The sequence below is a fragment of the Pannonibacter phragmitetus genome (assembly GCF_050510895.1).
GTDB lineage: Bacteria > Pseudomonadota > Alphaproteobacteria > Rhizobiales > Stappiaceae > Pannonibacter > Pannonibacter phragmitetus_B.
On sequence record NZ_JBNINT010000001.1, the window covers coordinates 1,578,620 to 1,603,334 of the forward strand.

At 63.0% G+C, this 24,715-nt stretch carries 19 protein-coding genes and 4 pseudogenes; 12 read left to right on the forward strand and 11 right to left on the reverse strand.

The window, feature by feature from the left end; genetic code table 11:
• The first annotated feature begins 178 nt into the window (after positions 1 to 178).
• Positions 179 to 676, forward strand: coding sequence for a DUF2267 domain-containing protein (locus tag ACQB61_RS07400; RefSeq protein ID WP_430512107.1), 498 nt, complete (start codon positions 179 to 181; stop codon positions 674 to 676).
• Between the two features lie 6 nt (positions 677 to 682).
• On the opposite strand, the gene dprA is transcribed toward ACQB61_RS07400, so the two are convergent.
• From dprA to ACQB61_RS07435, 7 genes are all read right to left on the reverse strand, one after another.
• The gene (gene dprA / locus ACQB61_RS07405; RefSeq protein WP_430512108.1) at positions 683 to 1,822 is read right to left on the reverse strand and encodes a DNA-processing protein DprA; all 1,140 of its coding nucleotides are present in this window, start codon (positions 1,820 to 1,822) and stop codon (positions 683 to 685) included.
• Positions 1,819 to 2,472 carry a glycerol-3-phosphate 1-O-acyltransferase PlsY gene (plsY, locus tag ACQB61_RS07410; protein WP_430512109.1) on the reverse strand — a complete coding sequence of 218 codons (654 nt, stop codon included), beginning with the start codon at positions 2,470 to 2,472 and terminating at the stop codon, positions 1,819 to 1,821. Before plsY ends, dprA begins: the two co-directional genes overlap by 4 nt.
• A 24-nt stretch (positions 2,473 to 2,496) precedes the next feature.
• Positions 2,497 to 3,798, reverse strand: a complete 1,302-nt coding sequence (locus ACQB61_RS07415; RefSeq protein ID WP_430512110.1) for a dihydroorotase — start codon at positions 3,796 to 3,798, stop codon at positions 2,497 to 2,499.
• Positions 3,799 to 3,809: 11 nt separating this feature from the next.
• Positions 3,810 to 4,766, reverse strand: a complete 957-nt coding sequence (locus ACQB61_RS07420) for an aspartate carbamoyltransferase catalytic subunit (RefSeq protein WP_430512111.1) — start codon at positions 4,764 to 4,766, stop codon at positions 3,810 to 3,812.
• A 103-nt stretch (positions 4,767 to 4,869) separates the two neighbouring features.
• Positions 4,870 to 5,796 carry an AEC family transporter gene (locus ACQB61_RS07425; RefSeq protein WP_430512112.1) on the reverse strand — a complete coding sequence of 309 codons (927 nt, stop codon included), beginning with the start codon at positions 5,794 to 5,796 and terminating at the stop codon, positions 4,870 to 4,872.
• A 12-nt stretch (positions 5,797 to 5,808) separates the two neighbouring features.
• A complete protein-coding gene (gene ruvX / locus ACQB61_RS07430; RefSeq protein WP_430512113.1) occupies positions 5,809 to 6,336 on the reverse strand; it encodes a Holliday junction resolvase RuvX in 528 nt (175 codons plus the stop codon).
• A gap of 200 nt (positions 6,337 to 6,536) precedes the next feature.
• Complete coding sequence (locus tag ACQB61_RS07435; protein ID WP_430512114.1) at positions 6,537 to 7,250, reverse strand: GntR family transcriptional regulator; 714 nt, start codon at positions 7,248 to 7,250, stop codon at positions 6,537 to 6,539.
• Between the two features lie 291 nt (positions 7,251 to 7,541).
• Here ACQB61_RS07435 and ACQB61_RS07440 point away from each other — a divergent pair, with 291 nt between their 5' ends.
• Positions 7,542 to 8,249 carry a metal-dependent hydrolase gene (locus ACQB61_RS07440; protein ID WP_430512115.1) on the forward strand — a complete coding sequence of 236 codons (708 nt, stop codon included), beginning with the start codon at positions 7,542 to 7,544 and terminating at the stop codon, positions 8,247 to 8,249.
• A gap of 14 nt (positions 8,250 to 8,263) precedes the next feature.
• Here the strand turns inward: ACQB61_RS07440 and ACQB61_RS07445 are convergent, their stop codons facing one another.
• Complete coding sequence (locus ACQB61_RS07445) at positions 8,264 to 8,989, reverse strand: GntR family transcriptional regulator (protein WP_430512116.1); 726 nt, start codon at positions 8,987 to 8,989, stop codon at positions 8,264 to 8,266.
• A gap of 31 nt (positions 8,990 to 9,020) precedes the next feature.
• Positions 9,021 to 10,358: pseudogene (locus ACQB61_RS07450) on the reverse strand (formimidoylglutamate deiminase).
• Positions 10,359 to 10,519: 161 nt separating this feature from the next.
• Between ACQB61_RS07450 and hutI the strand changes: the two are divergent.
• The 8 genes and pseudogenes from hutI (at position 10,520) to ACQB61_RS07490 (ending at position 19,979) form a co-directional block, all read left to right on the forward strand.
• Positions 10,520 to 11,732, forward strand: a pseudogene (gene hutI, locus ACQB61_RS07455) (imidazolonepropionase).
• Positions 11,729 to 13,255 (forward strand): histidine ammonia-lyase, encoded by a 1,527-nt coding sequence (hutH, locus tag ACQB61_RS07460; RefSeq protein WP_430512117.1) that lies wholly within the window; start codon positions 11,729 to 11,731, stop codon positions 13,253 to 13,255. Before hutI ends, hutH begins: the two are co-directional and overlap by 4 nt.
• A gap of 95 nt (positions 13,256 to 13,350) precedes the next feature.
• Positions 13,351 to 14,166 (forward strand): N-formylglutamate deformylase, encoded by an 816-nt coding sequence (gene hutG / locus ACQB61_RS07465; RefSeq protein WP_430512118.1) that lies wholly within the window; start codon positions 13,351 to 13,353, stop codon positions 14,164 to 14,166.
• A gap of 60 nt (positions 14,167 to 14,226) precedes the next feature.
• Complete coding sequence (gene hutU / locus ACQB61_RS07470) at positions 14,227 to 15,912, forward strand: urocanate hydratase (RefSeq protein ID WP_186393513.1); 1,686 nt, start codon at positions 14,227 to 14,229, stop codon at positions 15,910 to 15,912.
• Positions 15,913 to 15,967: 55 nt separating this feature from the next.
• On the forward strand, positions 15,968 to 17,068 hold the full coding sequence (locus ACQB61_RS07475) for a TRAP transporter substrate-binding protein (RefSeq protein ID WP_430512119.1): 1,101 nt from the start codon (positions 15,968 to 15,970) through the stop codon (positions 17,066 to 17,068).
• Positions 17,069 to 17,320: 252 nt separating this feature from the next.
• Positions 17,321 to 17,821 (forward strand): TRAP transporter small permease subunit, encoded by a 501-nt coding sequence (locus ACQB61_RS07480; RefSeq protein WP_430512120.1) that lies wholly within the window; start codon positions 17,321 to 17,323, stop codon positions 17,819 to 17,821.
• Entirely contained in the window at positions 17,821 to 19,365 is a 1,545-nt protein-coding gene (locus ACQB61_RS07485; protein WP_430512121.1) for a TRAP transporter large permease, read from the forward strand. Before ACQB61_RS07480 ends, ACQB61_RS07485 begins: the two co-directional genes overlap by 1 nt.
• A complete protein-coding gene (locus tag ACQB61_RS07490; protein ID WP_430512122.1) occupies positions 19,365 to 19,979 on the forward strand; it encodes a HutD/Ves family protein in 615 nt (204 codons plus the stop codon). The genes ACQB61_RS07485 and ACQB61_RS07490 overlap by 1 nt, the downstream gene beginning before the upstream one ends.
• An 87-nt stretch (positions 19,980 to 20,066) precedes the next feature.
• On the opposite strand, the gene ACQB61_RS07495 is transcribed toward ACQB61_RS07490, so the two are convergent.
• The gene (locus ACQB61_RS07495; RefSeq protein WP_430512123.1) at positions 20,067 to 20,963 is read right to left on the reverse strand and encodes an ROK family protein; all 897 of its coding nucleotides are present in this window, start codon (positions 20,961 to 20,963) and stop codon (positions 20,067 to 20,069) included.
• Between the two features lie 40 nt (positions 20,964 to 21,003).
• Positions 21,004 to 21,707, reverse strand: a pseudogene (locus ACQB61_RS07500) (class II aldolase/adducin family protein).
• 552 nt (positions 21,708 to 22,259) lie between these two features.
• Between ACQB61_RS07500 and ACQB61_RS07505 the strand changes: the two are divergent.
• Both ACQB61_RS07505 and ACQB61_RS07510 read left to right on the forward strand, forming a co-directional pair.
• Positions 22,260 to 23,353 (forward strand): annotated as a pseudogene (locus tag ACQB61_RS07505) (ABC transporter ATP-binding protein).
• Between the two features lie 76 nt (positions 23,354 to 23,429).
• Positions 23,430 to 24,527, forward strand: coding sequence for an extracellular solute-binding protein (locus tag ACQB61_RS07510; RefSeq protein WP_430512124.1), 1,098 nt, complete (start codon positions 23,430 to 23,432; stop codon positions 24,525 to 24,527).
• Positions 24,528 to 24,715: the final 188 nt, after the last annotated feature.

Consider the following 24,715-nt stretch of genomic DNA (forward strand, 5'->3'; position numbering starts at 1 on the left):
CCAGATTGTCCGGCCGTTTCCGCTGCAAATTCTTGTTCCCCCGGCAACGATCAAGGATCGAAACCCACCTGTCAAATGACCGTTTGTGAACAGAAGGTCAAGCCACGCTCGTGATTCTGCCTGTTTGAATGGTCATCGGCGTTTGACTGCCAGGCCTTGCTGGCGCAAGACACGTGACATGATGGCCCAGGCCTTTGCAAGGCTGCAAGACCGGCAAAACAATCAGGTGGATCTTCTGCTTATGCCCATGCCGAATGAGTATCAGATGGCGAGCCAGCAGTTCGAGCGCTTCCTTGAAGATGCGCGCAACGAGCTGGATCTGACGACCCGCAATCAGACCTACACGGCGGTGCAGGGCGTGCTGCTGGCCTTTCGTACAAGGGTTGATATGGGGGAGGGGCTCAGGTTTGCCAATGAGCTTCCGGCGGTGCTGCGGGCGATGTTTGTCAAGGATTGGGATCTGAAAGCGCCGCTTCTGCCCTTTGTGAGCCGTGAAGAGATGGCCCGTGAGGTGGCGGCGTTGCGCCAGCATCATAACTTTGCTCCGCCCTCAGCCATCGAAGACGTGGCCCGCGCCCTGTGGAAGCACGTTGACCGGATGGCGTTTACACGCATGCTTGAAACCCTGCCTGAACCGGCAAGGGAGTTTTGGGCAGAGCGGCCACGCGGGGGATGAAGGCGATTACCCCGTCAGGCTGACCCTCTGGCCGGAGTGGCGCTCCAGACGGCCGGCCAGTTCCAGCTCCAGCAGCATCACATGCACGGCGCGGGCGGAGAGGCGGGTGTCGCGGATGAGTTCGTCGATGCCCACCGGCGTCGGGCCGAGGGCCTCGATGAGGCGGGCGCGGGCGCTGTCTTCCGGCAGGTTGCCGTCCGGGCCATCCCAGGAAGGCTCTTCAAGGTCCAGTTCCGGCGGCAGGTCGGGGGCGGCGCGGTTTCCGATGGCTTCCAGAATGTCGGCGGTGGAGGTGATCAGCTGTGCGCCCTGACGGATCAGGTGATTGCAGCCCTCGCAACGTGGGTCCAGCGGCGAGCCGGGCACGGCGAGGATTTCCCGGTTCTGTTCCAGCGCAAAGCGGGCGGTGTGCAGCGAGCCGGACCCCTTGGCCGCTTCCACCACGATCACCGCCAGCGACAGACCGGAAATGATGCGGTTGCGGCGGGGAAAGTCGCGCCCGCGCGGGCTCCAGCCGAAGGGCATTTCGCTGATGGCATTGCCGCCTGCTGCCAGCAGGCGCTCCAGCAGGCTCGTATGTTCGGGCGGGTAGAGCACATTCACCCCGCCTGCAAAGACGGCGACGGTGCCAAAACCCATGGAGGCCTCATGCGCGGCGGCATCAATGCCGCGGGCAAGGCCGGAGACGATGGCGAAACCCGCCTGCGACAGCTCCCCGGCCAGTTGTGCTGCAAACTTGCGGCCTGCCAGCGAGGCGTTGCGGGCACCAACGATCGCCAAAGCTCTGGGATTGGTAAGTGTGCTGCCGTTTCCACGCACGGAGATGAGCGGTGGCGGGCCGTCGATATGGCGCAGGTGCGGCGGATAATCTGCCTCGCCCATGGCGACGAGCCGTGCCCCCGCGCGGGCGTGAGCTTCAAGCTCAGCCTCTGCATCCGCTGCCGGGCAGATGCGTATGGCATTCTTGCCACCCCGGCGGGACAGTTCGGGCAGTGCCTCCAGAGCCGCTTCAGCCGAACCGCAATGGTTGACCAGGCGGCGGAACGTGGCGGGGCCAACGTTTTCCGAGCGGATCAGCCGCAGCCAGGCGAGACGTTGACGGTCGCTCAGGACAATCGTTCTGCCGGGCTGCGGGCCAGTCTTCATGATGGTGTGTCTGTCCCTTCGGGTGCTGCTGCCTTGGCCTTGGAACCGATCTTCGATTCCGTGCCGCTCAGAAGCCTGCGGATATTTTCGTGGTGCTTGGCCCACAGAAAGACGGTGAGCAGCGCAAAGACACCAGCGAGCTGCACCTCGCCCAGAAGCACCAGCACGATGGGGCTGATGAGGCTGGCAATCAGGGCCGACAGCGAAGAGAAGCGGAAGAGATAGGCAGCCAGGATCCAGCTGAGCGCAAAGACAACGCCCGCCTGCCAGCTGAGGCCGAGCAGGATGCCCAGATAGGTTGCCACGCCCTTGCCGCCCTTGAAGCCGAGCCAGACCGGGAAGATGTGGCCGAGGAAGGCGGCAAGACCAGCGAGCATCGCGGCGGAGGGGCCGAAGAAATGGCCCGCGATCAGCACCGCCACTGTGCCCTTCAGTGCATCGCCCAGCAGCGTTGCTGCCGCCAGCGACTTGCGGCCCGTGCGAAGCACATTCGTCGTGCCAATGTTGCCCGAGCCGATTTGCCGAATATCGCCGAGGCCAGCCATACGGGTGATGACAAGGCCAAAGGGGATCGAGCCCAGCAGATAGCCGAGGGCGAGGGAGGCGAAAATCAGATGCGGGGCAAGATCAAAGGAAAGCGCGGTGTCCACGCGTTTATCTCCGGTGGTGTTGCGTCAAGCGTAATCGTAGACCTTGCGGCCTGCAACAATGGTTGTGAGCACCCGGCCCGAGAAACGCGCATCTTCAAACGGCGAGTTCTTGGAGCGGGAGCGGATGGCCTTCTTTTCCAGCACCCAGGGCCGGTCCAGATCGAAGACGATCACGTCCGCCGGAGCCCCTGCGGTGAGGCGGCCGGCGTCAAGGCCCAGCCGGTTGGCCGGGTTCAGTGTCATGGCCCGCAACAGGGGCAGAAGGCCGATATCCCCGGCATGGTACAGCCGCAGGGCGGCTGCCAGCAGGGTTTCAAGGCCGATGGCCCCGTCCTCGGCTTCCGCCCAGGGGTGGCGCTTGGTTTCCACGTCCTGCGGGTCATGATTGGAGCAGACGATGTCGATGGTGCCCTCGGCCACTGCCTGCACCATGGCCATGCGGTCATTCTCATCGCGCAAGGGCGGCGACATCTTGAAGAAGGTCCGGTAGGGGCCGATGTCGTTCTCGTTCTGCGTCAGATGGTTGATGGACACGCCCGCCGTCACGTCCAGCCCCCGGTCCTTGCCGGTCTGGATGGCCGCAGCGCCGTCGGAGGTGGAAACGAGATTGGCGTGATAGCGCCCGCGGGACATGCCGACGAGCCTGAGATCCCGCTCGATCATGATGATTTCGGCCTCACGCGGCACGCCGGACAGGCCCTTCCACGAGGCATTGAGGCCGGCATTCATCGTGCCGCCCGAAAGATCCGGGTCTTCCGTGTGATGCACGACCAGCGCGCCGAAGTCCCGGGCATAGGTCATGATCCGGCGCATGATCTGCGCATTGCGGACGGACTTGTGGCCGTTGGTGAAGGCGACCGCACCGGCTTCCTGCAAAAGGCCGATCTCTGTCATGTCCTGTCCGGCAAGGCCCTTGGTGAGGGCGGCCATGGGCCGTACATTAACCACGGCCGTGTCGCGGGCGCGGCGCAGGATGAAGTCCACCAGCGCCGGATCGTCGATCACCGGATCGGTCTCGGGCATGGTGACGATGGTGGTGACGCCGCCGGCGGCAGCCGCCTCGCTGGCGCTCGCCAGCGTTTCGCGGTGCTCGTGGCCAGGCTCGCCCACCGATACGCACATGTCGATGAGGCCGGGCGCGACGATGGCGCCGTCACAGTCGATGATCTCGGCGCCATAGGGCGCGCCCTGGTTCTGGGCTTCGGGGCCGGCAGCCAGAATGGTGCCATCGGCGATGATCACGCTGCCATCCGCATCAAGGCCGCGTGCCGGATCAATCACCCGGGCATTCTTGAGAACCAGGGGCTTGGGAGTGTCTTGGGCCACGGGTCAGGCTCCTACTGGTTCGGCAGATGGGCGGCGAGGGCTTCCAGCACGGCCATGCGCACGGCCACGCCCATTTCCACCTGCTCGCGGATGAGGCTCTGCGGCCCGTCGGCCACGGCCGGGTCGATTTCCACGCCCCGGTTCATCGGGCCGGGATGCATGACGAGCGCATCTTCCTTGGCATAGGCCAGCTTTTCAGCATCAAGCCCGTAATAGCGGTAATACTCGCGCACGGACGGAATGAAGGCGCCATTCATGCGCTCACGCTGCAGGCGCAGCATCATGACGATGTCGGCGCCCTTGAGGCCTTCCTTCATGTCGCGGAACACTTCCACGCCCATCCGTTCAATGCCGCTGGGCAGCAGGGTGGACGGGGCAACCACGCGTACCCGCGCGCCGAGCGCATTCAGCAGGATGATGTTGGAGCGGGCCACGCGCGAATGCAGGATGTCACCGCAGATGGCGACCGTCAGCCGGGCGATCTTGCCCTTGTGGCGGCGGATGGTCAGGGCATCCAGCAGCGCCTGCGTCGGGTGCTCGTGCTGGCCATCACCGGCGTTGATCACCGAACAGCCCACCTTGCGTGCCAGCAGATGCACCGCGCCTGCCGCATGGTGGCGCACGACGAGGATATCGGGGTGCATCGCGTTCAGCGTTGCGGCTGTGTCGATCAGTGTCTCGCCCTTCTTCACCGAAGAAGCGGAGACCTGCATGTTCATCACATCCGCGCCAAGGCGCTTGCCCGCGATCTCGAAGGACGATTGCGTCCGCGTCGAGGCCTCGAAGAACAGGTTGATCTGGGTGCGTCCACGAAGCACCGGCCGGATCTTTTCAACCTGGCGGGAGACTTCAACAGCCTGATCCGCCCGGTCCAGAAGGCCGAGGATGTCCTGGGGTTGAAGGCCTTCCATGCCCAGCAAATGACGATGGGGGAAAAGGCCTGCTCGATGGTTTTCTTGTGCGCTCATCGAATGAACTGGATAGGGCTTGTTCCGCGAGTCTACAAGCGCGGAATGGCTTTGCAGGCGCTTCTGTGCCGCCTGTCCACATGCGCCGCTAATTCTTGACCATTCAGCCTAAAATCAGCAGGGCGGCTGGAATCGTGAAGGCGGCGGCCAGCGTTTGAAGTGTGATGATTTCCGCCATCAGTTTGGCGTCGCCGCCCATCTGCCGTGCAAGGATATAGGCGTTGCTGGCCGTTGGCACTGCGCTGGCGATGATCACCACCAGCTGCGGGGTGCCTGTGACGCCGAAGAGCAAAGTGAAGCCATAGGCCGCCAGCGGCATCAGCAGTGGGCGCAGGAAGGTGCCGAGCGCAAGAGCTGGGCCAGGGCGGCGCAATGAGGAAAGGTCAAGGCTCGCGCCGACACAGATGATACCGATTGGCAGGGATGCGCTGCCGAGAATGGCCAATGTGGACTCGACCGCGTCCGGCAGGGGCAGACCTGTCAGATTGACGGCGATGCCTGCCGCAATCGAGACGATGAACGGATTGAGCGCCAGATCCTTGCAAATCTTGGCCGCGCCTGGCGGAATGCCGCTGGCATAATGCGACAGCACAAGAATGCTGAGTACATTCAGCAGCGGGATCATGAACACCATGGCGATGGCCAGCATGGCCAGCCCGTCTTCTCCCACGACGCTGCCGGCAATGGCCAGCGCGATCATCGCATTCCAGCGCAAGGTACCCTGAAAGATCGAGGTGAAGCGCGGGCCGGGAATGCCCCATACCCGCTCCAGCGGCAGGCGTATCACCAGCAGCAGCGCAGCCAGCGTCAAAATGGCTCCCACCAGTGAGAAACCCATGCCAAAGGTTGGCAGCTTCGAGAAATCGACAGTCGCAATGGTGCGGAACAGCACGGCAGGGAACAGGACGTAATAGGCCAGCCGCTCGATGCCGCGCCACTGATCGCCGGTGATGAGGCCTGCGCGTGCCACGCCATAGCCGCAGGCAATGACCAGAATGACAGGCAGAAGGGCGCTCAGCGTCATCAGCATGGAAGGCGGCCGTCAGTCTGCATCATCAATGATGGTAAAGGTGCGCCGGGGCTTTTCCTGCGCCATCTGAAGGTGGCCCAGCCGGTCAAGGAAGCCTTGCAGAATGTAGGCGGCGGCCATCTTGTCGACGAGTTCCGCCCGCCGGGCGCGGCTGCGGTCTGCCTCGATGAGCGTGCGCGTAACGGCTGCGGTGGAGAGGCGTTCGTCCCAGTAGGCTATGGGCAGGGGCGTCTTTTCCGCCAGATTGCGCACGAAGGCGCGGGTTGCCTGCACACGCGGCCCCTCGCTGCCATCCATGTTCAGCGGCAGACCGATGACCAGCCCGCCCACGCCCTGCTTTTCGCAGATGCCCAGCAGCTTCTGCGCATCCAGCGTGAACTTCTCGCGCCGGATCGTCTCCAGCGGAGTGGCAATACCCCGGCCAATGTCCGACAGGGCCAGCCCAATGGTCTTGGTGCCAAGGTCGAGGCCGATCAGCCGGCTGCCGGGGGCGACAGTGGCGATGAAGTCTTCAAGCGGAAGCGCGGGGTCGTGTGCCATAAACTGGCGTGTATCAGGTGCCGTGCCTCAAAGCCAGAGGAAGACGCCTGTCGTGCCTGGGAGAAACCTGCTGACAGATGACATTAAGTTTCAGGCATAATTATATGTAAAAAATGAATTTATACAGGGAACTATATGCCGGCTCCGGGCGGTCTTTCTGGCTTGAGGTGTGAGAACTCCGTCAGAAGTATCTGACTGCGCTAGGTCATATGTTCCAGTACGGCCCTTGCCGCGCTGACGAGATGGCGGCGCAGGGTGCGCTCGGCTTCCTTCGCGTTTCTTTCGATGATGGCACCGACGATCAGTGCATGCTCCTGGTTGGATTTCTTCATGCGTGCAGCTGCCCGCAGCTGCGAGCGGCGGAAGGGAGCAAGCTTCAGCCGCAGGCTATGTGCGATCTGGATCAGCTCGTCATTGTGGGTGCCCTCGAAAATGAGCGTGTGGAAACGGGTGTTACCGTCTTCATAGGCCTCATGGCGCGATGCTTCGGCCATTTCCACCATATCGAGATGCAAGGTCTCCAGCGCCGCCCGCTCGCTCATGGTCATCCGTTCGGCGGCAAGGCGCCCGCACGTCGCCTCGATCTCACCCATGGCCTCGAACAGCTGGTCGATGCGCTCGCGGGTAATCGTGGCGACAATCACGCCGCGATAGGGCACGCGCTCGGCCAGATGACGGGAGGCGAGGATGTGCAGTGCCTCACGCACGGGGGTGCGGGAAACGCCGAAGCGTTCGGCCAAGGCAATTTCGTCCAGCTTGCTCCCGGCCTTCAGCTCACCGGCGATGATCTCATTTTCCAGCTGACCGGCAATGACTGCGCTGTGCAACGGCTTCTGCGCAGCCGGGGCGGCGGGGCCGGTGCCCTGTGAGCTGGTGCCCTGTGAGCTGTTGTCCTGTGAGAAGTTCTGGGTCATGGGGCCGTTGCTGCTTCATCAAGGATAGTTGCCGGAGACACAGTCAGGCCGGACCTGCCGCCGCAAGGCGCAAGTGCTCGCACAGCGAAGGGCTTTCGGCAAGCGGTAAGGCGGCGGAGACAGTGTTCCAGGGACTTGCGCCGTCATGGCGTGGGTTGCTGTGCGGGCGGGGCAGCTTATATTCCGGCTTGATGACGCGTTGAGGCTTGGCTTTCGCTTGCGAAGGGCAGCCCATGCGTCCCTGCCGATCCTGGGTCCCGTCCGGGGCCGCCTTCTGTCTGGAGCATTGCAATGAAACTGACCTGGCTTGGACATTCCGCCTTCCGCATCGAAGTGAAGGATGCAGTGATCCTCATCGACCCGTTCTTCACCGGAAACCCCGGCTTTCCGGCCGGAATGACGGTTGAGGAAGCCAGCGCCGGCGTGACCCACATCCTGCTGACCCACGGCCATGACGATCACATCGGCGACACGGTCACGATTGCCAAGGCGAGCGGGGCGCAGGTGACGGCCAACTTCGAGATCTGCATGTGGCTGTCGGGCCAGGGCATTTCCAATATCAATCCGATGAATTCCGGCGGCATGGTCGATGTGGGGCCGTTCAAGGCCGGTCTGACACAGGCGATCCACTCCTCCGCGACCAGTCAGGATGGGGATGGCCTCAAATACATGGGCAATCCGCATGGCATCGTCCTCGCAGCGCCCGGTGAGAAGGTGCTCTATCACATGGGTGACACGGATATCTTCGGCGACATGGCGCTGATCAACGAGCTGCATCAGCCGAAAATCGGCATTGTGCCGATTGGAGACCGCTTCACCATGGGCGCAAAGGCCGCCGCGCTCGCCTGCAGCCGCTTCTTTGACTTTGAGACCATCATTCCGTGCCACTATGCCTCGTTCCCGATGGTCGATCAGTCGGCAGACGGATTCATCGCCGCCATGGGGGCCAAGGCGGGAACGGTGAAGGCGCCGAAGGCGGGCGACGCGCTGACGCTCTGATCTTTGCGCTGCCCTCAGATCGCCGTGCTGACCTTGTGCCCGGGTGCGTAGGTCAGCCGCACGGCGGTGACGGGCATGGCGCCGGAGAAGGTGGTGCGCTCCATGACGAAGAGAGCCTCGCCCGGCTTGCAGTGAAGCATGTCGGCGAGGATCGGACTCGCGCTGGTGGCGGAGAAGTCGATGCCACCACGCGAGAAGGGAATGTTATGCACCAGCCATTCATTTGGGCTGATGGCCACGAAATCCTGTGCACCGGCGCCTTCGACCGCCGGGTTGATCCAGCGGTCTTCCTGGCAATAGGGTTTGCCGTCCGCCATATGAAGCGAGGTGACATGCAGGCAAGGTGTTCCGGGCTCTAGTGACAGGGCTTGCGCAATGGCCGAGGGCAGGGGCTTGGTGCCGAGTGTCAGCCGCTGATAGGCATAGTCCATGCCTTTGGCCTCTACATCCTGCCGGATGACGGGGATCTGGAATGTGGCGCGGCGCACTGGATTGATCGGGACCCGCGTTCCGGCCTTGCGGCGGCGCTCCAGCATGCCGAGGATGGCAAGTTCCCGGAGGGCCCGGTTGACAGTGGCGCGCGCGCAGCCGAACTCGGCCGCAAGCTCCTCCTCATGCGGAATCAGACTGCCCGGTGCCCATTCCCGGTCATGAATGCGCCGCAGCGCCTCTGCCTGAATGGATTGCCATGTGATCTGACCGGAGCCAGCGCCCGGCCTGTTCGCATCTGCCTTGCTCATTCCCCGTGTCCGGTTTTCGCGTCAGACATTTTCAGGCGTCTTTCAGCTTGCGGATGGTCCGCATGTAGGCTTGGCGGATACTGTCCCGCGCCACGTGACGTCCGCCCTTGACCATATGCCGGCCCGCAGCCCAGACGTCGCTGACAATCCGGTCGTCTCCGGCAAAGATCCAGCTATCGAGAGCCGTGTCGCCGCTGCGGCCCAGCATGTTGGCATCTTCCGTGTCCAGTGCAAGCAGATCAGCAAGAAAGCCTTGGGAAATCTCCCTGTCTTGCGCCCGGCCGCCTGTGCGCCGCCCCGGATTGTCTCCTCGATCAATACCCGGCCTGTCGAGCGCTCCGCCGTGGCGAGGGCTGCACGCGAGCGGTCGCGCAAGCGCTGGGAATAGTCGAGGGTGCGCAGCTCTTCTGTGAGGGAAATACGGATGTTGCTGTCCGATCCAATGCCAAAGCGTCCTCCTGCCGCCGTAAAGCGCACGCCGTCAAAGATGCCGTCACCAAGGCTGGACTCGGTGATGGGGCAAAGGCCCGCGACGGCGCCCGTTGCAGCAAGCCCCAGCGTTTCGGCCTCTTCCATCTGAGTGCAATGGATCAGGCACCAGCGTTCATCGACGGGCTGATCTCGCCAGAAGCCATTCCACCGGCCTTGCACCGCGATGGGCCTTCACTTCTTCCACTTCGGCAACCTGTTCGGCCAGATGCATGTGCAGCGGCGCATGCGGGCGCAAGGCGGCAGCGCGGGAAAGGTCGTCGGCAGACACCGCCCGCAGGCTGTGCGGGGCAACGCCGGTGCGTGCATCGGCGGGCAGGGCGCGCAAGGCCGTCTCTGCGCCGTCAAGCAGCTTGGCGAAGCGGTCTATGTCGTTGCCGAAGCGGATCTGTCCGGGTCCCAGTGCCCGCCTGTCGCAGCCGCCATACTGATAGAGAACCGGCAGCAGCGTCAGGCCGATGCCGGACGTGGCCGCCGCCGCCGCGATGCGGGCCGACATTTCGGCAAGATCTGCATAGGGCTCTCCGCCCGGCTGGTGATGCAGATAGTGGAATTCCACGTTGGTGGCGTAACCCGCCTCCAGCATCTCCATCTGCACGAAGGCCGCAATCGCTTCCACGTCTTCCGGCGTCAGCTGGTCGAGAAAGCGGTACATGAGCTGGCGCCATGTCCAGAAACTGTCCCTCGGATCAGGTCCCCGCCGTTCGGTCAATCCCGCCATGGCGCGCTGGAATGCGTGGGAATGCAGGTTGGCAGGTGCGGGCAGCAGCAGGCCCAGGCGCATGGCCTCCGGCTCCGGTTGCGTTCCTGCGGCCACATGGCTCACCTTGCCATCAGCGGAAATATGCACAGTCACGCCGCTTGCCCAGCCATTAGGCAAAAGTGCCTGCTCTGCCCACAAAACCTGTGCTGCGAGGAAAGGGTTTCCACCGCTTGCCGGAGCTTCTCCGCTTTTGCGCTGCTCATTCTTTCGCCGCCTTTGCTGATTGACAGGGGTATTATGTACATACATAAATAATCCGAACTTCAGGGGAAACCAAGATGGAACTTCACGGTCCGGCCCTTCTTTCCAACGCAAGGCTTGTCACCCTGCCGGAGACCGGCGGCTATGGCCTTGTCGAACGCGGTGCCGTTGCGATCCGCGATGGCAGTATCGAATGGGCGGGGGCGGAAGCGAGATCTGCCTGCAGCTTTCTCCGGTCATGCGCGCCATGATCTTGAGGGGCGTCTGGTGACCCCGGCTTTCATCGACTGCCACACCCATCTCATCCACGGCAGCCACCGGGCGCGGGAATTCGAGATGCGGCTGGAGGGGGCGAGCTATGAGGAGATCGCCCGCGCCGGTGGCGGCATCGTCTCGTCTGTGTCTGCCACCCGTTCCGCCAGCGAGGCGGAGCTTGTGGCCTCTGCGTTGCCGCGCCTTGATGCGCTGCTGGCCGAAGGCGCCGCCGTGGTGGAGATCAAGTCCGGCTATGGCCTCGACATCGAAACCGAGCTGAAGATGCTTCGTGCTGCACGGCGCCTTGCGAGCGAACGCAAGGTGCGGGTGCGCACCACCTATCTCGGTGCCCATGCCTTGCCGCCCGAGTACAAGGGCCGCGAGGATGCCTATCTCGATGAGGTCTGCCTTCCGGGTCTGCGCCGTGCGGCGTCCGAGGGGCTGGTGGATGCGGTGGATGGCTTCTGCGAGGGCATCGCCTTTTCCGTCGCCTCCATGCGCAAGGTCTTTGATGAGGCCCGCCGCCTCGGCCTGCCTGTGAAGCTGCATGCGGAGCAGCTGTCGCATCTGGGCGGCACGAAACTGGCAGCGGACTATGGCGCGCTTTCTGCCGATCACGTTGAATATGCGACCGATGACGATGCGGCGGCGCTTGCCCACTCCGGTACGGTGGCAGTGCTGCTGCCCGGTGCCTTCTACGCCATCCGCGAAACGCAAGTGCCGCCTGTTGCTGCCTTCCGTGCCCATGGGGTGCCGATGGCGCTGGCGACGGATTGCAACCCCGGCACTTCGCCGCTGACCTCTCTGCTGCTGACCATGAACATGGGCTGCACCTTCTTCCGCCTCACCGTGGAAGAAGCGCTGCGCGGCGTCACAGTCAATGCGGCGCGGGCGCTCGGGCTTTCGGACTGTGGGCGCATTGCACCCGGTCTTCGCGCCGATCTTGCCATCTGGAATGCCGAGAGCCCGGCGGAACTCGCCTACCGCTTTGGCTTCAATCCCCTTCATGCCCGTATTTTCGGAGGCTCGGAATGACCCTCGTGCTTACGCCCGGCAAGACCACGCTGGAGCAGCTGGAACAGCTCTGGCGGGAGGAGTTGCCCGCCCGTCTCGCCCCATCGGCCCGTCCCGCCGTGGAAGCCGCCAGTGCTTTCATCGCAGCCGCTGCTGCAGGGGATGTGGGCGTCTATGGTGTCAACACCGGTTTCGGCAAGCTCGCGTCAGTGAAGATCGCGGCCAAGGATACGGCAACGCTGCAGCGCAATCTCATCTTGTCCCATTGCTGCGGCGTCGGCGAGCCGCTGGACCGGGCTGCCACACGGCTGATGATGGTGCTGAAGCTGCTCAGCCTCGGGCGCGGTGCCTCGGGCGTGCGCTGGGAGGTGATCGCCCTCATCGAGGACATGCTCGACAAGGGTGTGACGCCTGTCGTGCCGTCGCAGGGTTCCGTCGGTGCCTCCGGTGACCTGGCCCCGCTCGCTCACATGACGGCGGCAATGATCGGTGCCGGCGAGGCCATTTACGAGGGCGAACGCCTGCCGGGCGGCGAGGCGCTGAAGCGGGCAGGTCTGAAGCCCGTGGTTCTTGGGCCTAAGGAAGGGCTGGCGCTGATCAACGGCACCCAGTTCTCCACCGCGCTCGCGCTTATCGGCCTGTTTGGTGCATGGGCCAATGCGGCCTCGTCCATGGTCATTTCGGCCCTGTCCACCGATGCCATCATGGGCTCCACCGCGCCGCTTCAGCCGGAAATCCACACTCTGCGCGGCCATCGCGGCCAGATCGAGGTGGCCGAGCGCATGCGGGCGCTGATGGAAGGTTCTGCCATCCGCGAAAGTCACCGGGAAGGCGACACGCGCGTGCAGGACCCATATTGCATCCGCTGCCAGCCGCAGGTGCTGGGCGCGTCAGTTGATCTCCTGCGCTTTGCTGCCGGAACGCTGGAAACCGAAGCGAATGCGGTGACCGACAATCCGCTGGTGCTGGGGGAGGGGCGCATTGTTTCGGGCGGCAACTTCCATGCCGAGCCGGTTGCCTTTGCGGCGGACCAGATCGCGCTGGCCGTAGCCGAAATTGGTGCGATTGCCCAGCGGCGCGTGGCGCTGATGGTGGATCCGACGCTCAGCCATGATCTGCCGCCGTTCCTGACGCCAGAGCCGGGGCTGAACTCGGGCTACATGATCGCCGAAGTGACGACAGCGGCGCTGATGAGCGAAAACAAGCATCTGGCGACCCCGTGCTCGACGGATTCAACGCCGACCTCTGCCAATCAGGAAGACCATGTGTCCATGGCAGCCCATGGCGCAAGACGGCTGCTGCGGATGAACGAAAATCTGTCGGTCATCCTCGGCGTTGAAGCGCTGTGTGCAGCGCAGGGCATCGGGTTCCGCGCCCCGCTGAAGACCTCGGCGCGGCTCGACGCCGTCATTGCCATGCTGCGCGGCCATGCGCCTGCGCTGAGGGAAGACCGCTACCTGGCCCCGGATATCGAAGCCGCCGCCGTCTTGGTGCGGAGCGGCGCATTCATTGCGGCGGCAGAGATCGGGGATTTCCGGCCTTAGGGGGGCTGCGGGTGGTGGAGAGCGTGCCGTTAGCAGTGGCCAAAACGAAAAACAGATGAACGGATCGAACGGTCGCAGGGAAGGATTGAACGCAGATGACGCAGGATAATCAGGCCGTTCCGGCATCGCCCGTGACGGTGGAGCGCGGGGACAGCCCGGTGGTTCTGGGGCTGCCGCATTCGGGCACTTATGTTCCGGCAGACATCCGGGCAAAGCTGAATGCGCGCGGGCTTGTGCTGAGTGACACGGACTGGCACGTGGACCGGCTCTATGCCGGACTTCTGCCGGGCGCAACCACCGTTGCCGCCACCTTTCACCGCTATGTCATCGACGCAAACCGCCCGCCGGATGGCGCAAGCCTCTATCCGGGGCAGAACACCACCGGCCTTGTACCGCTGACGGACTTTGACGGCGGGAACATCTGGCAGGAAGCCCCCGATGCGGATGGGATCGAACGCCGGCGGTTGGCCTTCCACGCGCCCTATCATGCAGCGCTGGAGGCAGAGTTGCGCCGCGTACACGCCATTCATGGCTTTGCCGTGCTCTATGACTGCCACTCGATCCGCTCCAACATTCCGTTCTTATTTGAAGGCACGCTGCCGGACTTCAACATCGGCACGGTGGAGGGCACATCCTGCGCGCCTGCGATGGCAGAGGCCGTGGCCTCTATCTGCCGTGGGGCGGAGGGCTACCGAAGCGTGGTCAATGGCCGCTTCAAGGGCGGCTGGACGACACGCCACTATGGCCGGCCGGAGGAAGGCTTCCACGCCATCCAGATGGAGCTGGCACAGTCAACGCATCTGGCCTCCGAACTGCCGCCTTACGCCTATGACGAGGCGCGGGCAGGGCGGCTGCGGCCCATTTTGAAGAGCATTCTCGAAACCATCGCTTCAGGCAGCTGGCGCGGCTGAAGCCGCAGACCTTCCTGTTTGTTGCAAATCCAATGAAATAACATGATCCGGAGAGGAAACATGACCAATCCCCGCCATAACCAGCGTGATATTTTCCCGCCCACCGGCACCACGCTCAATGCCAAAAGCTGGCTGACCGAAGCGCCCTTGCGCATGCTGATGAACAACCTGCACCCGGATGTGGCCGAAAACCCGCATGCGCTGGTGGTCTATGGTGGCATTGGCCGTGCGGCGCGCACCTGGGATGATTTTGACCGCATCGTCGCGGCGCTGAAGGCGCTGGAAGACAACGAGACGCTGCTGGTGCAGTCTGGCAAGCCGGTTGGCGTGTTCCGCACCCATGCGGATGCGCCGCGTGTGCTGATTGCCAATTCCAACCTTGTGCCGCACTGGGCCACCTGGGACCATTTCAACGAACTCGACAAGAAGGGACTGGCCATGTACGGCCAGATGACCGCCGGCTCTTGGATCTATATCGGCACGCAAGGCATCGTGCAGGGCACCTATGAGACCTTCGTGGAGGCCGGGCGCCAGCACTATGGCGGCAATCTCAAGGGCAAGTGGATCCTGACCGGCGGCCTCGGCGGCATGGGCGGGGCGCAGCCGCTGGCCGCTGTCATGGCCGGTGCCTGCTGCCTTGCGGTGGAATGCGACGAGACCCGCGCCGACTTCCGCATTCGTACCCGCTATGTGGACGAAAAGACCCATTCGCTGGACGAGGCGCTGGCGATGATCGACCGCTGGACCAAGGCAGGCGAGGCGAAGTCCGTGGCGCTGATCGGCAATGCGGCGGATGTGTTCCCGGAACTCGTCGCCCGCATGAAGGCGGGCGGCCCGCGCCCGGATATCGTTACGGACCAGACCTCGGCGCATGACCCGGTGCACGGCTATCTGCCTTCCGGCTGGAGCGTTGCCGAATGGCGCGCCAAACAGGAGAGCGACCCCAAGGCCGTCGAAAAGGCGGCGCGTGCCTCCATGCGGGTGCATGTGGAGGCGATGGTGGACTTCTGGAACGCCGGTGTGCCGACCCTCGACTATGGCAACAACATCCGTCAGGTGGCCAAGGACGAGGGGCTGGAGAATGCCTTCGCCTTCCCCGGTTTCGTGCCCGCCTACATCCGCCCGCTGTTCTGCCGCGGTGTCGGGCCGTTCCGCTGGTGCGCGCTGTCGGGAGACCCGGAAGATATCTACAAGACCGACCAGAAGGTGAAGGAGCTGATCCCGGACGATGCTCACCTGCACAACTGGCTGGACATGGCGCGTGAGCGCATTGCCTTCCAGGGGCTGCCGGCTCGCATCTGCTGGGTGGGGCTTGGCCTGCGCCATAAGCTCGGCCTTGCCTTCAATGAAATGGTGCGCAACGGTGAGCTGAAGGCGCCCATCGTCATCGGGCGCGATCATCTTGATTCAGGCTCCGTTGCCTCGCCCAACCGCGAGACGGAAGCCATGAAGGACGGTTCGGACGCAGTGTCCGACTGGCCGCTTCTGAACGCGCTGCTCAACACTGCGAGCGGAGCCACCTGGGTGTCGCTGCATCACGGCGGCGGCGTCGGCATGGGCTTTTCGCAGCATTCCGGCATGGTGATCTGCTGCGACGGCACGGAAGCTGCTGACCGGCGCATCGCCAATGTGCTGTGGAACGACCCGGCAACCGGCGTCATGCGCCACGCGGATGCGGGCTACGAGATCGCCCTTGATTGCGCCCGCGAGAACGGACTTAACCTGCCTGCTATCCTGAAAGATTGAGAATAAACAGAAGCAGGCAATTCACGAGTGGAATCAGCAGGATGGAGAACTGAACATGCAAAGACGCGATTTCCTCAAGGCAGCGGGCATCGGTGCGGCGGCAACGGCGACGGGCGCAGCCCTTGCCACCCCGGCCATCGCTCAGGGTATCACCAAGTGGCGCATGGTTACCGCATGGCCGAAGAACTTGCCGGGGCCGGGCGTTGCTGCCCAGATGCTGGCAGACCGCATCACCGCCCTTTCGGGCGGGCGTCTGGAGGTTGAACTTTTCGCGGCCGGTGAAATTGTCCCAGGTCCCGGCGTGTTCGACGCCGTAGCTGAAGGCACCGCGGAGATTTACCACGCGGTTCCGGCTTACTGGGGCTCCAAGTCCAAGGGCATCCTGCTGTTCGGTTCCCAGCCGCTGGGCCTCACTGCCATCGAGCAGATCGGCTGGCTGATGCAGGGCGGCGGTCAGGCGCTCTATGACGAGATGTATGGCCGCTTCGGCCTGAAGCCGTTCCTGTGCGGCAACTCCGGTCCGCAGTGGTTCGGCTGGTTCCGCAATGAAATCAAGACGGTGGATGACCTCAAGGGTCTGAAGTACCGCACCACCGGCCTCAACTCGGAAGTCTGCGCCAAGCTGGGCATGGCGGTGGAAGCCATGTCGGGACCGGCCATGTTCCAGGCGCTGCAGTCCGGCGCGCTGGACGCGGGCGAATTCATCGGCCCGTGGTCTGACAGCGCCCTTGGCCTGCAGCAGGTGGCCAAGAACTATTACGCGCCGGGTGTTGGCGAGCCGGGCTCGGCGGAAGAATGCGCCGTCAACATGAAGGCTTGGGATGCACTGCCGGATGACCTGAAGCAGGCGGTCGCCTATGCGGCTGAAAGCCTCTACAATCCGGTGCTCACCGAATACAACACCAAGCACGCCATGGCTTTGCGCGAGCTGACCGCCAACCAGGGCGTCACCGTGCGCAAGCTGCCGGACGAGATCGTCATCGCCATGGGTAATGCCATGGGCGAAGTGGTCAAGGAACTGCGCGAAAGCGATGACGAGCTGGTGCGCAAGATCACCGAGAGCTTCCTTGAGTACCGCAAGCTGATGGTCGAATACATGCCCTATGCGGACGCCGGTCAGATGAACGCCCGCGGCCTCGACTACAACTACGGCTGAGCCATCTCCTCCGGCGCGGGGTAAAAGCCGCGCCGGGGCGTTTCCAAAGTGCCGCAGCATCCCTCTCCCCCTCAAGGGGGAGAGGAGTTGGAGTCTGACTGGCAATCCGTTGTAAACACCACCCTCAAGGGGGCGGACGGGTCACTTTCCCGGATAGAACCCTCAAGTCCGAGCGGGTTTGAACAGTGTTGTGAAGCGAAAACAAATATGACCAGGGCGGCAAACGTCCGCAGCAGCAGGGGATGAAGGGGAATGGAACGGCTTGCCAATGTGCTGGACGGGTTCAGCAAGGCCGTCGGCGCAGTGACGATCTGGTTTGCGCTGGCAATGGTGCTGCTGCAGTTCGTCATCGTGCTGCTGCGCTATGTGTTCGGCTACAGCTCGATCTTCCTCAACGAAGGCGTGCTTTATCTGCATGCCAGCGTTTTCATGCTGGGAGCGGGCTACACGCTGATGGTCAATGGCCATGTGCGGGTGGACATCTACTACGCACGCATGACGGCACGCGGACAGGCGGTGATCGACCTGTTCGGCCATGTGGTGCTGCTGGGGGCGTCTCTTGTGATGCTGCTGGTCTATTCCTGGCCTGGTATCTTGCGCTCCTGGTCCATTCTCGAAGGTCCTATTTCCGTAGGCGGCATTCCTGCATCCTTCCTGTTGAAGAGCCTCATTCCGGTGTTCTGCATCCTGCTGCTCCTTCAGGGCTGCGCGGCCTTCCTGCGTGACTGCCTCAAGCTGCGGAGTGCCGCGTGATGCCGCTCGATATCCTGATGTTCGCCGCGCTGATCGGTTTCATTCTGCTCGGCTATCCAGTTGCCTTCACTATTGCCGGTGTGGCCACGGGCTTTGCGCTGCTCGGCTTCGCGCTGGGTGATTTCAACCTGTCGCTGATGGGTGCGCTCGGCCAGCGCTTCTTTGCGGTGCTCACCAATCCGGTGCTGACCGCCATTCCGCTCTTCGTGCTGATGGGCGTGATCCTGGAGAAAAGCCGGATTGCCGAAGACCTGCTGGAGACCATGGGCCGCCTGTTCGGCACCATGCGCGGCGGGCTTGGCGTGTCCGTGGTGCTGGTCGGGGCGCTGCTGGCGGCCTCCACCGGCATCGTCGGGGCAACGGTGGTCGCCATGGGCATGATTGCCCTGCCGGCGATGCTGCGCAATGGCTACAATCCGCGCCTGTCGGCGGGCCTTATCTGCGCTTCGGGCACGCTCGGCCAGATCATCCCGCCCTCAACGCTCTTGATCATTCTCGCCGATGTCATGTCCTCGGCCTTTCAGCAGGCGCAATACAAGCAGGGCAAGTTCTCCATCGAGACCATCTCCGTCGGTCAGACCTTTGCCGCCGCGCTTGTGCCGGGGCTGCTGCTTGTGGCGCTCTACATCGGCTATGTGCTTCTGCGCGCTTGGCTGGTGCCGGGCGATGCGCCTGCCATGAAGGAGCTGGACCGCAAGGCCACACGCGGCGAGGTGATGGGCGCGATCCTGCCTGCCGTCATCCTCATCGTCGCGGTGCTGGGCGCCGTGCTCTTCGGCGTTGCCTCACCAAACGAGGCTGCATCCGTGGGCGCAGTTGGTGCCATTCTGCTGGCCGGTTACAAGCAGGGCGGTCCGAAGCGGCTGATCCTCGGCGGTGCCATTGCGCTGTTCCTGCTGGTGCTTGCTGCTGGGTATTATCCTGTGCGGCTGCAGCGCTCGGATGCCGGGCTGCTGGAATATGCCGTTGCCGGTGTCTATGCGCTCCTCGCCCTGACCGGCCTTGCCGCCGTCGCCATGTCGCTGCGCCAATCCTTTGCCGCCCGCACGCTTATCCCGGCGCTGACCCAGACCATGGTGGTCACGTCAATGATCTTCGCCACCATCCTGATGGCGTCCTTCTTCTCGCTGGTCTTCGTCGGCCTTGGCGGCGAGCACCGGGTGGCGGATATTCTGGCCTCCATGCCGGGCGGACCCACGGGCGCGCTGATCTTTGCCATGGCCTTCATCTTCGTGCTCGGCTTCTTCCTCGATTTCGTGGAAATCGCCGTCATCCTGCTGCCGCTGCTGATCCCGCCGCTGATCCTGATGGGGCATGATCCGGTGTGGCTGGCGGTGCTGATCGCCATCAACCTGCAAAGCTCATTCCTGACACCGCCCTTCGGCTTCTCCCTGTTCTATCTGCGCGGCGCTGCGCCCAAGGAAGTCACCACGGGCATGATCTATCAGGGCGTCGTGCCTTTCATCCTGCTGCAGATCCTCGCCATGGCGCTCATCTGGTTTGTGCCGCAAATCGGCACCTTCCTGCCCAAGGTGATGTTCTGATGGCGGTGCAGCTCATCCGCTGGGGCATAGCGCGGGCCATGCCCTGGAAGAACGGCGGCGGCGTCACGCATGAACTCGCCGTTTTCCCGGAAGGGGCAGGGCTTGAGGATTTCGGCTGGCGGCTTTCGATGGCGGAGGTCGGCAGCGATGGCCCGTTCTCTGCCTTCACCGGCATCGACCGGACGCTGGCGCTGGTGGACGGGGCGGGCATCAGGCTCGATTTGGGCGCAGGCGGCGAGGCCGTTCTTGATACCCCCGGCGCCTTCACCAGCTTCGACGGCGGGGCTCCCGTGACTGGCCGGCTCATCGATGGCCCGGTGCTGGATTTCAACGTCATGACCCGGCGCGGGGCTTTCCGTCACTCCATGGAGCGGTTGATGCTAGAAGAGGGCAGAGGTCTCGAATGCTCCGGCCCTGCATCAGGAGAAACGATCGCGCTGGTCTGCGTGTCAGGCCGTGTCACCGTTACCTTGACCAAGAGCGGCAGAGAGACGCTTCAGCCGCGCGATTGTCTTGTCATTGCGGATGAAAAAGACGCGCCGCTGTTGCTGGGTGGTGATGGGACTATTTGTCTGGTGCGGCTTGTGCCTGACGCACCCCAGAGCGCGGCCTGAGGATCTCTCAACCTTGCTTGCCAATCTTGCCGTCCCGGAATTCCGCCTCGCATCAGCCGGGACATCAGGCAGGGGCGTTTTCAGCCTTCAATCGTTCCACAGCCAGGCCGCGCCGCGCACGCCGGAACTGTCGCCGTGAACGGCCTTGCGGATCGGCACGCTGTAAGTGTCGGAGAAGATATAGGGTGCCATGGCGGGGGGCAGGTCGGTGTAAAGCTCGTCCACATTGGACATGCCGCCGCCGAGCACGAAGACATCCGGGTCCAGGAGATTGGCGGACATGGCCATGGCACGGGCGAGGCGGCTGACATAGCGTTCATAAGACGCGGTGGCCTCGGCTTCCCCGGCCCGTTTGGCGGCGATGATTTCGTGGCCCTTAAGGTCCCGGCCCGTTGCCATGCGGTAGTCAAGGGCAAGGCCCGTGCCCGAGCACCAGCGGTCGATTGTGCCGCGGTGGCCAGTCCAGCATTCGGGGCCGGGATATTCTTCTTTCTTCATCCACGGCACGGGGATGGCGCCCCATTCGCCGCCGATGCCATTGGCACCGCGATGTGCCTTGCCATCAATGGCGATCCCTGAACCGCAGCCGGTGCCGATGATGATGGCATGCACGAAATGCGCGCCCGCGCCCGCGCCGTCCGTCGCCTCGGAGACGGCGAGGCAGTTCGCATCATTCTGGATACGGACCGGACGGCCAAGACGGGCCTCCAGATCCTTGTCGAGCGGCATGCCGTTCATCCAGGTGGAATTGGCGTTCTTGACGAGGCCGGTACCCGGTGAGATGGAGCCGGGAATGCCGAGGCCCAGCGTGCCGGTGCGGCCTGTTGCCCTTTCGGCATTGGCGACCAGCAGGGCCACGGCCTCGATGCAGCCGGCGTAGTCATCACGCGGCGTTGGCACCCGTTCGCGGTAAAGCTCCACCCCGCCGTCATCCAGCGCGATGATTTCCATTTTTGTGCCGCCCCAGTCAATTCCAAGCCGCATGAGTGTTCCCGTCTTCATTCTTCCGCACTGCAATGCCACCTCAGGCGCGCTGCAGCGGCATTTCAAAGGCATCGCCCGCATCCGGGTCAAGGTCTTCCGGCTGCTTGCCGTAGTTCTTGAACTTCCTGATATTCAGCTCAATCTCTTCGGCAGGCAGCAGCACGGGCTCGCCGCAGGAGAGGGCAGACAGATATTGGTCGGCCAGTTCCTCAACACCTTCAGCGAGGGCGAGCGTCTTCGGCAGGTCCCGGCCGTAGGCGATCTGGCCGTGATTGGCGAGAAGGCAGGCGCGGCGGGGGCCGAGCGCCTCAAGCATGGCTTCAGACAAGGCGCGGGTGCCGAATGTGGCGTAGGCCGAGCAGGCGATGTGATCACCGCCCGCAATGGCAATCATATAGTGGAACGGTGGAATGGGCCGGCGCAGGCATGCCAGCGCCGTTGCCCGGGGGAGTGGCTGTGCACCACGGCTCCTGCATCCGGATGGGCGGTGTAGATGTCGAGGTGCATCCGCCACTCGGAGGAGGGTAGAATGCTACCATGATAGCAGCCCTCCATGTCCATGAAGACAATGTCCTCAAGTGTCAGGCTGTCATAGGCCCGGCCGGATGGAGTGATGAGGAAGCCGCCCTCGCAGCGGGCACTTACGTTTCCCGAGGTGCCGCGCGTCAGGCCGCGGGTGACAAGTGCCCGTGCCGTAGCAATGACCGCTTGCCGGAGGGCGGAAGTGCCATGTTCGTGCTGCATGACGGGGAATCCAGTGTCCTTTCAGAGCTTCCGCCCAAGGGCTTCATTTAAGCCGCACCGCGTCGGCCGGGCAAGCGTTGCGCTGCGTCGGCGGGCAGCTGCTTTCTCGGAAAACCGGGACAACGGCCCGATTGCGGTGTCGCATTCAGGCTGGTGAATGGCGTTTTGAGACTTGCAGCAGTTTGCCCGTGGCTGATGCTTTCATGTGCAGGCTAGGAGATGATTTTCTCTGCCTTTTCCTCAGGCAGCAGCCTCAGGGGAAATCCTCCAGAACTTCAGCGGCTCCGGAATGGTTCGGTCCGTAAAGTCCTTACCTTGGGAAAAATTTTCCGACATTATTGGGTGTGCGCAAATATTGACGCCTGGCCTGAATAAAAAACGTTCAAAAAATTCCAATTGCCCCCTTTTGTTGTCTCCATTTTTTTGCTTTCCTAGCGTTCACGATGACGGTTCAAGAGGTCATCACGACGGGGACTGCCGGGACATGCTTCTGGCAACAAATGCGTGAGCGGCATAAAATAAAAAGCCGCCCGCATCGCAATTGGGGAACAGATGGCGAAAAATCGAGGGGCATCAGTCCGTTACGAGAGCGTCCAGAAAAGCTATGACGGTGAAAGTCTCGTCGTCAAAAATCTAAATCTGGACATTCCTCCGGGGAGTTTCTCACGATGCTCGGGCCCTCCGGGTCCGGGAAGACAACATGTCTCATGATGCTTGCCGGGTTTGAGCCTGCAACTCACGGTGAAATATTTCTGAACGACAAGCCAATCAATAAGGTGCCTCCGCATAAGCGGGGCATCGGTATGGTGTTTCAGAACTATGCGCTCTTTCCGCATATGACAGTTGCCGAGAATCTGGCCTTTCCGCTGCAGGTGCGCGGGATTTCCAGGGCGGAGCAGGAGGAGAAGGTCAAGCGGGCACTGGAGATGGTGGAACTGGGCAAGCTCGGCGCGCGCCGTCCGGCCCAGCTCTCCGGTGGCCAGCAGCAGCGCGTGGCCGTGGCGCGGGCACTGGTCTTCGATCCGGAGCTGGTGCTGATGGATGAGCCTCTGGGCGCGCTCGACAAGCAGCTGCGTGAGCAGATGCAATATGAAATCAAGCACATCCATGAGAACCTCGGTGTCACCGTGGTCTATGTGACCCACGACCAGACCGAAGCTCTCACCATGTCCGACCGGGTGGCCGTGTTCAATGACGGTATCATCCAGCAGCTTTCCACGCCGGACATGCTTTACGAGGAGCCGCAGAATTCCTTCGTGGCGCAGTTTATCGGCGAAAACAACAAGCTCAATGGCACCGTGGCTTCGGTGGACAATGGCTCATGCGAAGTGATGCTGCCCGACGGCACCCGGCTTGTGGCGGACAAGGTGAACGTGGGCGGCACCGGCGATTTCACCACCGTGTCGCTGCGGCCGGAGCGCGTCGAGCTCGCGCCAGAGAAGCCGATGGACAACATGTTGCAGGGCCGGATCGAGGAACTGATCTACCTCGGCGACCATATCCGCGTGCGCATGACGGTCTGCGGCAACAGCGAGTTTATCGTCAAGGTTCGCAATCGCGCCGACCGGCGCCAGCTTGAGACCGGCAGCACCGTGCCGATCGGTTGGGCGAAGAAGGATTGCAAGGCACTGGATGCCGTTGCGTAATATACGGGCAGGCGGAACAGCCTGAACCTGATCGGCCGGAGAACGGCCCAATGCTCAAAAAAGGGGAGCAGCACTAATGAAACTGGCAAGCACACTTATGGCTTCGGCCATTGTTCTGTCGGCTGGCGCAGCCAGCGCCGCAGATCTGACGATCGTTTCCTGGGGTGGCGCCTATTCTGCGTCGCAGAACAACGCCTATCACAAGCCCTTCATGGAAATGCGCAAGGACGTGAACATCATCAATGATGAATCGTCCAACGAGGCTGTCGCCAAGCTGCGCGCCATGAGCGAGGCAGGCAATGTGACCTGGGACGTGGTCGACGTGGAAGGTCCGGACAGCCAGCGCCTGTGCGACGAAGGCCTGGCCATGGAAATCGACTTTGACGAATGGCTGGCTGCTGCGCCCGATGGCAGCCCGGCGACCAAGGACTTTGGCCCGTCGTTGATCAACAAGTGCTTCATTCCGCAGATCGTCTTCTCCACCACCTTCGGCTACCGCACGGATGTGGCCGCCTGGAACGGCAAGGTGCCCACCAGCCTGTGCGATATCTTCGATACGGAGAACTTCCCGGGCAAGCGCAGCCTTGAAAAGCGCCCGAAGAAGAACCTTGAGTGGGCGCTGCTGTGTGACGGCGTGGCCAAGGAGGATCTCTACACGGTTCTGTCCACTCCGGAAGGCCTGCAGAAGGCGCTCGCCAAGCTCGACACCATCAAGAAGGACGTGATCTGGTGGTCGGCTGGTGCCGAGACGCCCCAGCGCCTGGCTGATGGAGAGGCCGTCTTCGGCTCCACTTACAATGGCCGCCTGTTCTCGGTGATCGAAGAGCAGAAGCAGCCGGTTGCCATGCTGTGGGACTGGCAGGTCTTTGACTTCGACGGCTGGATCATTCCCGCTGATGTGCCGGAAGACAAGCTGCCGCTGATCAAGGAATACATCAAGTTCGCCACCGACACCCAGCGTCTGGCCGATCAGGCGAAGTACATCTCTTATGGCCCGGCCCGCGCCTCCTCGCAGCCGCTTGTCGGCAAGCATGAAGAGCTGGGCATCGAGATGGCTCCGCACATGCCGACCAACCCGGAAAACCAGAAGAACTATCTGGTCAACAACATTGAGTGGTGGGCCGACAACCAGGATGAGGTGGAAGCCGCATTCCAGGTCTGGCTGACAAAGTAAGCCTGGCTCATCTCGCCCGGTGTTGTGCCGGATGGCTGCAGCAGACGCAGCTGTCCGGCATCTCCCACGCCTTTGGTCTGCCGAGCGGTTGAAGCCGCCGTCCGGCAGACTGGCGAGTGGTGAGACGAAAGCCATCGCTGGGGAAGGGCAAGGGGTCTTTCTGCCGGCCCGATGGCCCGAACAGATAC